Consider the following 13,354-nt stretch of genomic DNA (forward strand, 5'->3'; position numbering starts at 1 on the left):
GAGCCTATTCTTCCTTAGGGGGAGCTGGAGGGGAACCCAAAAAAATCTCCTCTCTCAGAGGAGATTTAAAAAAGGGAGTTAGTCGCGACTATTGAGGGCAATCAGTAACCGGAGAATAAATACAAACAAGTTGATATAGGTCAAGTACATCGACAAGGCCGCCGAAAGGTATTGATCATTACGGTAGGCCCGGGGCAACACATAAAAATCTACCACTGCACAACCCGCAAACAGCAGTGTCCCTAAACCAGAAATTCCCACCTCTAGCCAACTCGGTGTATAAACCCCGAAAAAGGAGAAACCCAGCTGGGCCAACAGCACCACAAACAGAGCGATAATGCCGAGGCGGACTGTTTGGGCGAGGGCTAAACCATCTTGGTCCGAAAGGTTAGAGCCAATGTTTCGACCCAGAATGAAGGTGATACCACACCCTAGCGCAGCGATACCGACCCCTTGCATGCCGACGCCAGTCGTACCGAGGGCGAGGGCCACAAGACCCGTGAGGGTATAGCCAGAGAGTAAGCTGTAGCCGGCCAAGAGGGGGAGAGCAACACTATTATTTGCCTTTTCTGCGACGCCTCGGGCGACAAAAAAGAGCACCAATTCTACAATCAAAGCCCCCCAAAAAGTGGGCATAAACAAAGCCGGGTTAGTTTGTAAAACCCCTAGACCGCCATAGGTTCCTAGGGCAGTCAACAACAGACCACCCCCGAGGTAGGGGAGGGCGTTTTTGATCACCTCTGGGCCGACGAGGGCTTGGCCCTGGGCCTGCCGGATCGCATCACGAAAATTACTGGTATTGCTCATAGCTGATGATTGAATGCTTGCAAACGTAAAATTGCTTACCTTTTATTGTGGCAAAACTTTCGGGGTGGTGCAGTACGGATTCCTTTACTGTTGGGGAGGCTTCCGGGGATAATAATGGTTGATTGATGAGTTGTTGTCAGTAAAATTAAAACCGCCATGCCGAAAACGGAGCGCCGTACATTTCTGCTTGATTTCGAGAAACCCCTCTCGGAGTTAGAATCGCGCATCCACCAGATCCGCGACCTCGCCGAGGAAAATAATGTGGATGTCTCGGAACAAATTCAACAGCTAGAGGCACGGGCAGATCAACTCCGGGAAGAAATTTTTAGCACGTTAACCCCCGCCCAGCGGCTCCAGTTAGCCCGCCATCCCCGGCGACCCAGTACCCTCGACTACATCCAGATGATGACGGATGAGTGGTTTGAGCTCCATGGCGATCGTGGTGGGTCTGATGACCCGGCCTTGATCGGTGGCGTCGCGCGTTTCGAGGGGCAGCCAGTGGTGATGTTGGGTCACCAGAAAGGCCGTGATACTAAGGATAATGTCGCCCGTAATTTTGGGATGCCGGCCCCTGGGGGCTACCGCAAGGCGATGAGGCTGATGGAGCATGCCAATCGCTTCGGGATGCCAATTTTGACATTTATCGATACCCCTGGGGCTTGGGCTGGTCTGGAAGCTGAAAAACTCGGCCAGGGAGAAGCGATCGCCTATAATCTTCGGGAAATGTTTAGCCTTGATGTGCCGATTATCTGCACCGTGATTGGGGAAGGCGGCTCCGGTGGCGCCCTAGGGATTGGCGTGGGCGATCGCGTCTTGATGCTGAAAAATTCTGTTTACACCGTGGCGACCCCCGAAGCTTGTGCGGCAATTCTCTGGAAGGATGCCGGAAAAGCAGAACAGGCTGCCGCCGCCCTTAAAATTACCGCCGAGGATCTCAAGAAACTCGATATTATCGATGATATTGTGCCTGAACCTGTTTCCTGTGCCCACACTGACCCCATTGGCGCCGCCCAACTGCTCAAAGCAGCGATCCAAGAAAATCTCCAATCTCTGTTAAAACTCAGCCCAGATCGACGTCGAGAACTGCGCTACCAACGGTTCCGCAAGATCGGTGTCTTCCTAGAGAATGCCCAAGAATAGGTAGGGATTGAGGCGATCGCCCCATGCTTCTCATTCAGCAATATTTTGTAACATTTCCGAAATTTTGGTAGGATAAGAAGCCGCTGGGCCTTTGGGTTAATTGTGGAATCACCATCCACCTGACTCGCCGTCAAGCACCGTGATCGATGCCGATTTAGCCAAAGACTTCATCCAGGCGATCGCCCTAGCCCCCATCAACAATTTTTCTTTGCGATGGCAACCCCCTCTGACAACTCCGTTCCACCCCCTCAACACCTTCAGAGTTGGGATAACCTTTTCTCCCGTCGCAACCCGAGCATCCAGAACAACCCCACTCCCCTGCCCACAAGCACGGCACCATCGTGTCTGGATAAAACCCTGGCCGCTTCAGAAATAACCTATTTCAGGAGTGTCCCCCAGTATTCTTCGAGGGATTTCGACGATCCGTTGAGCCCAGCACTGAAGAATTGACCCTGATCTCCCCTGCAGGCAATCCCGCAATTGATTTTGCTCCCGGATCTATTTTCCCTGCACTTTTTCCTTCTATTTCTCCATTCAATACCGAATTATGACAACATCTTCTTCAAGCGGCTTCAATGGTTCCACGAAAACCATAGCGACTGATGCCCTAGGTCGTGACCTTAGTGACCTGGTAACGCGCCCAGATCGCAATAGCCACGATGGTAAAACAGCAAGCATTCGCCCCACAACAGAAGAAAGCCAGCAAAAAATGGCAGAAGCTGTTTACACCATGCTCGAAGCCGTCGGCGAAGATCCTGAGCGGGAAGGTTTGCTAAAAACACCGCTGCGGGTTGCGAAGTCGATGCAATTTTTGACCCAAGGTTACAGCCAGTCCTTGGAAGAACTCGTCAACGGTGCCATCTTTGATGAAGGACATAATGAAATGGTGCTGGTGCGGGACATTGACTTCTTTAGTCTTTGTGAGCACCACATGCTGCCTTTTATGGGTCGTGCCCATGTTGCCTATATCCCGAATCAAAAGGTAGTAGGCCTCAGTAAATTGGCGCGGATCGTTGAGATGTATTCCCGCCGCCTCCAGGTGCAAGAGCGTTTAACTCGCCAAATCGCCGAAGCAGTGCAGGAGATCCTCGATCCCCAAGGGGTAGCGGTTGTTATGGAAGGGATCCACATGTGTATGTCGATGCGGGGAGTTCAGAAACCCGGCTCTTGGACGGTAACCAGCGCGATGATTGGCTGTTTTCAGAAGGAACAAAAGACCCGCGAGGAGTTCCTAAACCTCATTCGTCACCAGCCGAGCTTTATCTAAGCGGTCTTAGGCGATCGCCTCTTTGCCAATCGCTGAGACACACCCAAAAAAGGACAACCCTAGGGTTGTCCTTTTTTGTTGCTTGATTAGAATTTAGGCGGGGTCAAATCTCGGCTCTGTGCCCTAGTCTAGGCAGCATAGCGGGGAAAGTCGGTATAGCCCCGAGGGCCGGCGCCGCCATACCAAGTGCTCATATCAGAGTCCTCATTGAGGGGCCAGTTGTTGGCGTAGCGTTCAACCAAATCAGGATTACTGATAAAGGAGCGACCAATGGCAATGAGGTCGGCCTGGCCGGAGGCGATCGCCTGTTCTGCACTCCCTTGATCATAGCCGCAGTTCCCCATCAGGACGCCATCATAGACCGCACGGAATTCATCGAGGGTCATCGCTTCCCCGAGGCCATGGAACCCAAAAGCAAGACCATCAACCACATGAAGATAAGCCAAATTACATCGGTTAAGTTGGCTCGCCACATGGGTAAACTGCTCCCGGAAATCAGGAGAACCCATATCATTAAAAGAACCATTCGGCGCAATCCGCACGCCAACCCGCTGGGAATCCCAAACTGTAGAAACAGCTTCTACAACTTCTAAGAGCAAACGGCTACGATTTTCAACACTGCCCCCATAGGCATCGGTGCGGTGGTTGGTTTTTGACTGCAAAAACTGATCTAAGAGATAACCATTGGCCGCATGAAGTTCAATCCCATCAAAGCCGGCTGCTTTAGCGCCAATAGCCGCCTGACGATAGTCTTCAATTAAGCCCGGGATTTCTGCGGTCTCTAGGGCACGGGGCACTTCATAGGGCTGCTTACTGAGGGGAGTATAAATTTCGTCGCCATTATCAATCTTGACTGGTGAAGGGGCGACTGGCAATTTGCCCCCATGGAAACTGCTGTGGGACGCCCGGCCCATGTGCCACAGTTGCAAGAAAATTTTGCCACCTTTTTCATGGACGGCACTGGTTGTTAATTTCCAACCTTCCACCATGGCATCGGTGTAAATGCCAGGAGATTCATTCCAGCCATTGGCCTGCTCAGAAATCGTCGTTGCTTCGGCAACAATCAAACCCGCCGAGGCTCGCTGGGCATAATATTCTGCCATGAGTTCATTGGGAATGCGATCTTTTCCTGCCCGAGCCCTAGTGAGGGGGGCCATCACAACGCGGTTACGCAGGGACAATCCTTGGAGGTCAAAGGATTCTAAAAGTTTGGGAGAAGCAGTCATGGGGCTATTTACACTCCTTTTTGACTAGTTGGTCAATAACACTGCTTCCTATTGTAAACTTTTTTATCAAAAACCTCTGGTCTTAAAAACCCAGGTCTGCTTTTGCGAGGTCAGCCTCAGCAAATAATTTGTCGTCAGCCATGGCTTGCCAGTCTTGAATGCCGATCTCTTGGTAGAAGGTCTGGTCATAGGCCCGGGTGCGCATCACCACCGGCATCGGTAGAGCATGGCCCAGTACAAGGGCTTGCTGCTTCGAGTCAAGTTTCGCCAGGACAGAACGTAGGTTGCCGCCCCCAGAAACCCCGGTAAAAATGGCGTCGATATCTTTTTCATCATTGAGCAGACAGGTAACCCTCGTACCGATCTGGGACATAACTTCGTTATCGATGCCCGATGGCCGCTGATCCACGACCAACAGCGTCACAAAATATTTACGCATTTCCCGGGCGATCGTCCCAAAGATGGTTTGGTGGACGATTTTAGAATCAAGGAAGCGGTGGGCTTCTTCGATGGTGATCACCAGGGGTTTTGGCTTATTTTGAGAGTTTTTGGTTTGCAGATACAGATCCGCCTTTTTGACATAGGCTGAGTGGATCCGTCTGGTAATCATGTTGGTGGCCAGCATGTAAGAGAGCATATTGGACTGGGAGCCAAATTCGATGATGATATGTTTCCCGGCATCAAGGCTCTGGAGCAGCTGATCGATGTAGTTAATGGGGCAAGTTTGACGGATATATTTGAGACTTTCGAGGCGCTTTAATTTCCGCTGGAGGGCCATGATTGAACCGGCATGACCCTGCCGCTCTTCACAAAAGGTGCGAATTTCTTCGTTACTCATGGTCAACAGTTTGACAATCCAGGAGCGGCCAAATTCGGAATAAAGAACATTGGCATTGTCCAAACTTGCTTCGGAAAGTCCTAGTTCAAACCCCACGAGGCGGATGTCTTCGATTTCAATTTGGTCAAAGCTGAGATAGAGTTCCTGGGCATCCCGCACTCCCCGCCGCTGGGTCGATTCGGGATCAAGGGTGTAGATCTCCACCAAGCCCGGAAACAGTTGTCGTAGCCCTTTGACCGTACTGACACCCTTGCCTTCTTCGAGGGCTTCCCAGCCATATTCAGAATGCATATCAAACATTAGATTGACGGCGGCATCCCGTCTGATAATCCCGGAGAGGAGCAGTCGGGTGAGAAAGGATTTCCCAGTACCCGATTTGCCAAAGATGCCGTTACTGCGTTCTACAAAGCGGTCAAGGTCGAGACAAATGGGCACTTCCATGTCGAGGGGGCGACCGATCGCAAATTTTTTGTGGTGGGGGTCATCTTCCCAGCCAAAAACCCGCCGAAAGTCTTGCTCGTTGGCTTCATAGACCTGACTGAAGTGGCTAGGAATGGTTTTAACGGGCAGTAGTTCGAGGGTTTTGCTGTGATCGGTTTCATCGTCTTGGCTGGGGGTGAACATCAGCATTGGGGCCAGTTCAACGGTGCCATAGGTACTCGTACCAGCAAGGACAGCCTGGAGAAAATCATCATGGGGGCTGGGCGGATCGGCAAGGATGCGGGGACTAGCGGTGCCGAGGGAAACATCGGTCAGGAGGCAGAAAAATTGGGAATGATTGCCTTTGACAACGAGAAATTTACCAACACGCATCTCTTCAACGGAGACGTCGCCATGGAGACGGACTTCGAGGCCCTGGCTCAGGGAACCTTGGATAACGGAACCGAGGGGCTGTTCTGTGGTCATGGGGATTTTGGAAGAAGGGGTTGATGGCGTGACTAGGGTTCAGCGATCGCCTCGGTGGTGGTGGGGGCAAGGAGGCGTTGCCAGGTTTGGATTTGGCTTTGGGCGGGTTCGTAGGCGGCGGTATTGCGGGGAATTTGTTGGGCGGTGGCGATCGCCTGGGGAATCGAGCTATTCGCTTGACCCTGGGCGACGGCGAGGATGTTGAAACTCCACTGATCAGCGGCCTGCCGACCTTCACTACGTTGGGCACTGGCGCTGCTGGGGATCTGCTGGGTGAGGCTGATCGCTTCTACCCAAGCGGCGACAGTTCCACGGTTGGCCACTTGGTAGGCAGTACTGAGGTTGGTGCTAGCAATTTGGGTCTGACGCCAACCGTTGACTCGGGCCTGCATTTCGTTATACAGGGCACGATTTGGGGCGATTTGGTTGGCGGTGGCGATCGCTTCGTTAAGACGCCCCTGTTCCCCCAGGGCCACAGCCCGGTCAAAAATAGGTTGGTCTTCGGCCCGCTCGACAGTACTGCGCCAGCGGCGGATATTCTCCTGGGCTTCAGCATGGAGGGCACGGCCTGGTTGAATTTTGCGAGCTTCGGCGATCGCCTCCGTAAGTCGGTTACTAGATGCCAGACTTTTTGCGTAGTTGAGGGTAGGGGAATCTTCACTGACTTCAATTTCCCGCCGCCACTGACTGATTTTCTGCCGCGCTTCACTGTAGCGGGGATTTCCCTGGGGCACGAGATTGAGTTGGGCGATCGCCCGTTCATAGTCAGCCACATTCCCCCCCCGGGCGATTTCCTCGGCTTGTTCGATGCGGGCAACATCAACGATTTCCTGTTGCCAACGACTAATTAAATTCTGGGCCTGGTCATAGACAGGGCTGTCAGGTTGAATACTTTGAACCTGTGTTAGGGCCATTTCGATATTGCGGACACTGCCTTGGTCTGCGGTCAAACCCGCCTGGGCCAGGAGCCGCCAGTCCACAAGCAGAGGTTCAAAATTCGCCTCTCGCGGTAAGCGATCACCCAGGGCCAGCAGATCATCCCAGCGCTGCTCATCAATGAGCGTCGCCACGTAGTCCATGATTTCTTTGCGAGCTTCATTAATCAGACGCTGGGCTTGGGTATAGGCATAGCTATCCCGACCAATGGTGCTCGCCTGGGCGATCGCCTGGAGCCAATTCTCCAATCCTCCCTCGCGGAGAGCCGCCTGGGCCCCAGCCAACTGTTCAATTTCTCTACGGGCCAGCTGAATTTGCGCCATGGCCTCATCATATTTCACCGTTGCCCAATAACGATTTTCTAGGGAGTTAAGGCGCAGCACGGTGCGCATGGCCTCACCCAGATCCCCGGCTTCTAGTTCCCGTTGAAGCTGGGCCATAATTGTTTCCCCTTCCTGCCAAATTTCTCGCCAGGCAGCGATCTGCGCCTCAACTTCTCCCTGGAAGCCCGCCCGCTCTGGAATATCGTTCACCATGGCGATCGCCTCGTCCAACTTACCCTCCTGGAATTCCACTTCCGCCAGGGCAATAATTTGCGAGACCCACACCTCAATATTGCGGCGAATATCCGGCCAGAGGGGATGATTTTCCGAAAAACCACTCACCATGCGGATTGCCCTAACATAGCTGGCGAGGGTTTGCTTTTCTGCCTCCAGTTGCGCGCAGTACAAACGACTGGTTGCCGAAGCCAAAGGTAAAAAGAGAGCGCTGCAATTATTACTGCCGTTGAAACTTAATAGCACCGACGTCGCCAAAAAGCCCACACCCCCCGAAAGAAAGATCAATAACAACCCCAACCATTGCCAGTTGGGTAAGAGAAATTGCTTTTTTCTGGGCAACCCTGGAGTCTCTGGTCCGTTTTCTGCTTCACCTGATTCTGTTTCCGGGGCGATCGCCTCAGGATCTACACCATCAAAGGTCTCTGTCTCCCTATCAAGGACTTGCGCCCCAGGATCTTCCGGCAATGCCGCTTCCGTCGGTGACGATGACGGCGGCTGCGTGCCAACGGGCTGACTAGCTTGCACTTGGGAAGGATTAGATTTTTGGTGCATATAAACCGGAGGCTAGAGGTCTGCAGACATCAAGAAATAGCTGAAAAATTGATGATATGCTCTAAACAATTTTATAAAAATTGGCCTCATCATAGCACAGCCATTTAAGGCTTTCAGGGCCGATATCAAAGCAACAATCAACAGTCTCCCCCGTCACTTTTTTCGAAAAATTAAGGAGGAAATATCGCCAAGAGTCCTTTACATCAGCTATTCTTGATGCTCTTAGGAGGATGTAGACAGAGATTTCGAGATATGTCTGATAATATGGGCATCATTCGTCCCTTACTCAAAAATCTGAAAGGCAACTCCGCTGCATCCTAGTGCGACTGCCCCACTACCACTCTGTACTACATAGACTATATAAGGATAGGTTTGAAAGATGGAACAACAGCCTGAAACCCAAGTAGAAACTGGCGCAGCTCCGTTCAGTAACGAAGCACCCGGTCCCATGACCACTCCCCAAGCTGAGCAACCTTGGCAAGAAGCAGTTAAACCCATCACGGATTTTCTGTCTGAATTGCCAGAAATTCTCGGAGCATTTTTCGCTGATTATAAACAACCCCTGACCACTGTTGGTTTAATTGTCGCGGCTCTAATCACCGTAAAACTGACCTTTGCCCTAATCGGTGCCATTAACGATATCCCCTTGCTCGCGCCCTCCTTCGAACTGATTGGGATTTCCTACACAGCTTGGTTTGTTTATCGCTATCTGCTCAAAGCCTCCAACCGTGAGGAGCTCTTGGCCGAATTCGATTCTCTCAAGTCCCAAGTGCTGGGCAAAAAATAGACATAGATTTTTAGATTTCAACTAAAAACTCCTCGGTACTGGTCATCGAGGAGTTTTTAATGTCTTAAATTCAACCAATTATTCAAAAATTGCTTCCCGAAGATCAATGACCAATTCCATTTTTTCTAAAACAAGAGAACGTAAATCTTGGGTTAAGGGCGCAATAGATTCATCACCAAACCATTTTTCAAACGTTGTAACAGCTGGCTCTTGCCCTTCTAAATAATGTTGAATAAAGCGAAATAAAGTGTAGTTTGTAATATCGGCAAGACCAGAATTATTTTCTGGGAGCATACAGGCGATACCTTCCTTAGAAAAATATTCAGCTGCCTGAAACTCCAGGATACGATTATTTTCTTGTAACCAATTATCGATCAAAATACCATCGGCAGCAAAAGCATCAACAGCTCCCCTTTGTAAAAGGTCATATCCGTCATAATGGTGATCAACAACCACTAGTTTGGCTTCGGGATGAGCTTGACGAATGGCAAGTTCATTGGTCGTTCCGGCGAGCACTGCAATTTTTCGTCCTGCTAAGCTTTCTGCATTTTGTAGGGGACTATTTCTAGGGAGTAGGAGGCGAGTGCCTGTCTGGGCATAGGTCAGGGAAAAATCAATGACTTTTTCTCGCTCCCAGGTATAGCTACTCGCATCACAAATAATATCGACAGCACCCGTAAGAATTTTCGGAATTCGTTCATCGGTGCTCACAGAAACTAATTCTAATTGGATGGGACGTTCTAGTTCTTGTTCTAGTTGGGCTCGGATCAGATGGAGCATTTCAACAGAGTAGCCTTGGAACTGACCATTTCCGTCTAAAAAAGAAAAAGGGGCGGCATCTTGATTGGTTCCGGCTCGCAAGATTCCTGTTCGTTGAATTCTATCGATCGCTAATTCTGCGGCGACATTATTGGGGTAACTGAGTAGCCCCAAGAAACTGAAGGCGATCGCCCAAACAGATTTTATTAAAACATTTTTCATAAAGATATTTTTTTGACCAGCTTTAGAGGGTCTATGGCGCAGCAAGATGTGTGATTATTATGGCATCCTCTGTCTGAATATTTAAGGGAGCTAGTGCAAAGATAATTCCCTTTAGAAGACCCCAAATCGTCACCAATTCAGACCAGTAATAAGACACCACAGGGTGAATTTTTTCTCTGCAAGTTCAAAAATGATCTCCCCAGCATGACAACTCCTCTGCCCGAAAATAAGTAAATCGGGGTTCCCCATCTCAGACAACTGCTTTGGGTTATATTTCCTGGTGGGGTTTTATAGGGTTTTGCAATAAGCGGATGATCGGACTCGAACCGACGACATTCAGCTTGGGAAGCTGACGTTCTACCACTGAACTACACCCGCGTAGTTAGGAGTATCAGTATATCCTGAAGCTTTTCCTGGTAGCAAGCTTTTTACGGTGGCTTCTCGAATGGCTTGGGTTTGGCCGAAGATACTGAACATCATGGCTTCGCGGTAGAGTCTCTGGGCGGGACTGGTCAGCAGATTCCCACTACCCCCTGTCCAACTGAGAGCAATCTGAGCAAAGGTTTGGGCGGTTTGAATTGCCGCGATGCGGAGCTGTAATTTGTCTTGGTAGCGATCACTTCCGGTCTCCCCAAGGGCGGCAAACAATTGCCGCTGTAGGTTTTGCCAATGTTCTTTTAGAGGTACTAATTCAGGAAATTCCCTCGTCTGGAGGTAATTAAGGCACCCTTGGGCACAACCGAGGGCAAAAAAGCCGTGGTGGAGAATCTGTTGGCGATCACCTTGGTGAATTGTCTCGGGGGACTGAATCACGAGGACATCAGCGGGAGACATGAGCCAGTTTTCGAGGCGGACAGTGGTCGTTTGGCTGACTCCCATGGCCGCAAGGGGGAGGGAATCGCTACAGCTAATTGTGCCACCCGTTGGCCCCTGGCATGTTCGAAGGGGAATGATGCCATAGAGTGCCGCCCCGTCGGGTAAAGTCGCGCCGGCGATCGCCCGTTGAAAAAAACCATAGCCTGTCACCCAGGGAATTGTCCCTGTTAGGGAATAGCCCTCCCCCTTTGGTTCTGCCCGTAGCATTGGCTTTCCTCGCCGCCGCAGATGGGAAAATCCGACGCCGATGCGCACTTTTCCCGCGGCCATATCTGGTAATAAAGCTTGCTGTGCCGGGCTGCCAAAGCGAGCCAGTCGATTGGCTGCGCTCTGGTGCTGGGTCTGTAAAAAGGCCAAACTGCCCGACACCGCCGCTATCTCTACTGTAGCTTGGTAATATTCTGCGGTTGTCAAGCCGCCTCCCCCTAAATTCTGGGGAACTTGCAGGGCTAATAGATGGCGATCGCCTAACCCCTGAAACGCTTTTTCAAGGGCAGTTGAATCTTGATCGAGTATTTCTGCCTTGATCGCAACTTGCAACCGCAAATATTGTGTTAACCGCTCCCAAATCGCAGATGCCATCAATGCAATCCTGAACTTTACTTTTTAAAACTGCCGCCGACTGAAAATAAAGATGGCGATCGCCTGGAGCAAAACCACATAGGCCAGACCGTAGATCGCGCTAAGTAAGAGAGTTTGAGCATCGGGGACAACACCGTAAACCACCTCATTGCGAAAATTAAGTCGCGACAAATCCGGCAGAATTTTGTAGAGATTTTCGGTGATAAACTGCACCCCAGAATTATCACTGAGTTCCCCTAGCCGCACTAAGTCAGTGCTGAAATTTCCCATTAGATAAATCCCAAAGGAAAATAAAGTTGCCAATAGAGAGCTCGTAAAAACCCCAAAGGCGATCGCCACAGCGATAATCACCATCAACTCCAGGAATAAATAAACTAGGGAAACGAGAATTGGCCCCGTTGTCAGGGTGGTGTTTTGCCAGAGTAGCGGCATGATGCTTTGGGACCAGCTCAAGAGGGCGAAATAAATAATCCCCATCGCCACCAGCATCACTGCTACCACCGCCGAAAGACCCAGATGTTTACCGACGATCAACTCCGCCCGACTAATGGGCTTGGGGATCAGCACAAGAATCGTCCGCTTTTCAATTTCTTTGTTCACCAGGCCTGTGCCCACAAAAATCGCCACCAGCACGCTGAGAATGCCGATCATCCCTAAGCCAAAGTCGATGACCACCTTTGCCCCGGCCGTTGCCGCCACATCTGGCAAAATCCGCACCGCTAAGGCAAAGATGAGGCCATAGAATCCTAGAAAATACAAAATGCGATCGCGAATTACTTCCCGAAAACAATTACTGGCGATCGCCCAAATGCGCTTAAGGTTCATGGCGTTTTTTCTCAGGATCAAGCATCAAAAAACAGCATATCAAGATTTTTCCCTTTCCCAGTAAAAACCCCTCAATCAAGGGGCAAAGCTAGATTGTTAACGATTTGATAAAAAGACAGCATCTTCCCACTGTCATAGGTGAGAATGCCAAAATATTCCTGTTCCCTACCGCTAAAGACTGAGCCTCTCCCCATGAGTCATCCCCATGCTGCCCAACTCCAAGTCCTCATGGCCCAAGCCAATGTGAGCGACGTGATCCAACTGGCAGCCTATTCTCAAGTTTCAGCGCGACAAATTTACCGGCTCCAAGCAGGATTGATCCATAGTGTTCCCGTAGAATCAGTGGTGCAGTTGGCCCAATATTTTGACCGCTCAGTAGATGAATTTCTGGCCTTATTTCTCGCCACTGGCATTCACCCAATCCCCTTTACCGCGAAAACAACCAGTAGCGCGGCGGTTGATCCGGCAGAACTCGAAGCCCTCCAAACCGAAGGCGATCGCCTCCGACAACAGCTAGAAACCCAAGCCATCAACCACGCCGAAGAAATTGAGCAACTGCAAAGTCATCTCCAGCAGCAAGCCCAGCAATTTCAGGACAAAATCGACCATCTGCAACGGCAATTAGAAAACCAGGCCACCACCCATGCCGAAGAAATCAAGCTGCTCAAAACAGAATATGACCGCCTCGAAAATCAATTAGACGAACAGCTCACCCAGGCCGAACAACAGTGGCAACAGGAAGCCCTCGATACCCTCGAAGCTTGGCTCCTGCAGTGGTCTGCCGCGGCGAAAGCGGCCCAGGACAATCCCCAATTTCCGGCGCGAACAATCGTGGCTTTGACCCAACCCTTCGATCAACTGCTCGAAAGCTGGGATGTTTCCCCCATCGGGGAAGTGAGCGACATTGTCGAATATGATCCCCAACTGCATCAACTGGTCAAAGACCATGGGGATGTGGCCCCAGGAGATCTCGTAATGGTTCAAAATGTTGGTTACCGCCAGGGCGATCGCCTACTGCATCGCGCCAAGGTTATCCACCAGGAAGAACCCAAAGGGACAGAAAACTAGGGA

General features: G+C 50.8%; 11 protein-coding genes and 1 tRNA gene. 4 read left to right on the plus strand and 8 right to left on the minus strand.

Annotated elements, in window-relative coordinates; translation table 11 throughout:
* Positions 1 to 78: 78 nt before the first annotated feature.
* On the minus strand, positions 79 to 807 hold the full coding sequence (locus ACZ45B_RS02150) for a Bax inhibitor-1/YccA family protein (RefSeq protein WP_024544808.1): 729 nt from the start codon (positions 805 to 807) through the stop codon (positions 79 to 81).
* Positions 808 to 963: 156 nt separating this feature from the next.
* Between ACZ45B_RS02150 and accA the strand changes: the two genes are divergently transcribed.
* Complete coding sequence (accA, locus tag ACZ45B_RS02155; protein ID WP_024544809.1) at positions 964 to 1,947, plus strand: acetyl-CoA carboxylase carboxyl transferase subunit alpha; 984 nt, start codon at positions 964 to 966, stop codon at positions 1,945 to 1,947.
* Positions 1,948 to 2,494: 547 nt separating this feature from the next.
* Entirely contained in the window at positions 2,495 to 3,214 is a 720-nt protein-coding gene (gene folE, locus ACZ45B_RS02160) for a GTP cyclohydrolase I FolE (RefSeq protein WP_024544810.1), read from the plus strand.
* Between the two features lie 128 nt (positions 3,215 to 3,342).
* Here folE and ACZ45B_RS02165 read toward each other — a convergent pair whose 3' ends face one another.
* The 3 genes from ACZ45B_RS02165 to ACZ45B_RS02175 all read right to left on the minus strand — a co-directional run bounded on the left by ACZ45B_RS02165 (position 3,343) and on the right by ACZ45B_RS02175 (position 8,232).
* On the minus strand, positions 3,343 to 4,440 hold the full coding sequence (locus ACZ45B_RS02165) for an alkene reductase (protein WP_024544811.1): 1,098 nt from the start codon (positions 4,438 to 4,440) through the stop codon (positions 3,343 to 3,345).
* An 82-nt stretch (positions 4,441 to 4,522) separates the two neighbouring features.
* On the minus strand, positions 4,523 to 6,184 hold the full coding sequence (locus ACZ45B_RS02170) for a helicase HerA domain-containing protein (RefSeq protein ID WP_024544812.1): 1,662 nt from the start codon (positions 6,182 to 6,184) through the stop codon (positions 4,523 to 4,525).
* 32 nt (positions 6,185 to 6,216) lie between these two features.
* Entirely contained in the window at positions 6,217 to 8,232 is a 2,016-nt protein-coding gene (locus tag ACZ45B_RS02175; protein WP_096416343.1) for a hypothetical protein, read from the minus strand.
* 379 nt (positions 8,233 to 8,611) lie between these two features.
* Between ACZ45B_RS02175 and ACZ45B_RS02180 the strand changes: the two genes are divergently transcribed.
* The gene (locus ACZ45B_RS02180; RefSeq protein WP_024544813.1) at positions 8,612 to 9,019 is read left to right on the plus strand and encodes a CAAD domain-containing protein; all 408 of its coding nucleotides are present in this window, start codon (positions 8,612 to 8,614) and stop codon (positions 9,017 to 9,019) included.
* Positions 9,020 to 9,097: 78 nt separating this feature from the next.
* Here ACZ45B_RS02180 and ACZ45B_RS02185 read toward each other — a convergent pair whose 3' ends face one another.
* The 4 genes from ACZ45B_RS02185 to ACZ45B_RS02200 form a co-directional block, all read right to left on the minus strand.
* The gene (locus tag ACZ45B_RS02185) at positions 9,098 to 10,000 is read right to left on the minus strand and encodes an amino acid ABC transporter substrate-binding protein (protein WP_024544814.1); all 903 of its coding nucleotides are present in this window, start codon (positions 9,998 to 10,000) and stop codon (positions 9,098 to 9,100) included.
* Positions 10,001 to 10,306: 306 nt separating this feature from the next.
* Positions 10,307 to 10,378: transfer RNA gene (locus tag ACZ45B_RS02190), tRNA-Gly, on the minus strand.
* Complete coding sequence (locus tag ACZ45B_RS02195; RefSeq protein WP_024544815.1) at positions 10,358 to 11,458, minus strand: acyl-CoA dehydrogenase family protein; 1,101 nt, start codon at positions 11,456 to 11,458, stop codon at positions 10,358 to 10,360. The genes ACZ45B_RS02190 and ACZ45B_RS02195 overlap by 21 nt, the downstream gene beginning before the upstream one ends.
* 24 nt (positions 11,459 to 11,482) lie before the next feature.
* The gene (locus ACZ45B_RS02200; protein ID WP_024544816.1) at positions 11,483 to 12,283 is read right to left on the minus strand and encodes an ABC transporter permease; all 801 of its coding nucleotides are present in this window, start codon (positions 12,281 to 12,283) and stop codon (positions 11,483 to 11,485) included.
* Positions 12,284 to 12,475: 192 nt separating this feature from the next.
* On the opposite strand from ACZ45B_RS02200, the gene ACZ45B_RS02205 reads away from it, so the two are divergent.
* On the plus strand, positions 12,476 to 13,351 hold the full coding sequence (locus ACZ45B_RS02205; protein WP_024544817.1) for a nucleotide exchange factor GrpE: 876 nt from the start codon (positions 12,476 to 12,478) through the stop codon (positions 13,349 to 13,351).
* The last annotated feature ends 3 nt before the right edge of the window (positions 13,352 to 13,354 follow it).

The sequence above is a fragment of the Picosynechococcus sp. NKBG15041c genome, assembly GCF_055380235.1.

What these genes read in the sequence shown, in the direction of transcription:
- ACZ45B_RS02175 (WP_096416343.1), bottom strand. Translation starts at nt 8,232, where the DNA reads ATGCACCAAAAATCTAATCCTTCCCAAGTGCAAGCTAGTCAGCCCGTT.
- ACZ45B_RS02200 (WP_024544816.1), bottom strand. Translation starts at nt 12,283, where the DNA reads ATGAACCTTAAGCGCATTTGGGCGATCGCCAGTAATTGTTTTCGGGAA.
- accA (WP_024544809.1), top strand. Translation starts at nt 964, where the DNA reads ATGCCGAAAACGGAGCGCCGTACATTTCTGCTTGATTTCGAGAAACCC.
- ACZ45B_RS02195 (WP_024544815.1), bottom strand. Translation starts at nt 11,458, where the DNA reads ATGGCATCTGCGATTTGGGAGCGGTTAACACAATATTTGCGGTTGCAA.
- ACZ45B_RS02150 (WP_024544808.1), bottom strand. Translation starts at nt 807, where the DNA reads ATGAGCAATACCAGTAATTTTCGTGATGCGATCCGGCAGGCCCAGGGC.
- ACZ45B_RS02180 (WP_024544813.1), top strand. Translation starts at nt 8,612, where the DNA reads ATGGAACAACAGCCTGAAACCCAAGTAGAAACTGGCGCAGCTCCGTTC.
- ACZ45B_RS02170 (WP_024544812.1), bottom strand. Translation starts at nt 6,184, where the DNA reads ATGACCACAGAACAGCCCCTCGGTTCCGTTATCCAAGGTTCCCTGAGC.
- ACZ45B_RS02205 (WP_024544817.1), top strand. Translation starts at nt 12,476, where the DNA reads ATGAGTCATCCCCATGCTGCCCAACTCCAAGTCCTCATGGCCCAAGCC.
- ACZ45B_RS02165 (WP_024544811.1), bottom strand. Translation starts at nt 4,440, where the DNA reads ATGACTGCTTCTCCCAAACTTTTAGAATCCTTTGACCTCCAAGGATTG.
- folE (WP_024544810.1), top strand. Translation starts at nt 2,495, where the DNA reads ATGACAACATCTTCTTCAAGCGGCTTCAATGGTTCCACGAAAACCATA.
- ACZ45B_RS02185 (WP_024544814.1), bottom strand. Translation starts at nt 10,000, where the DNA reads ATGAAAAATGTTTTAATAAAATCTGTTTGGGCGATCGCCTTCAGTTTC.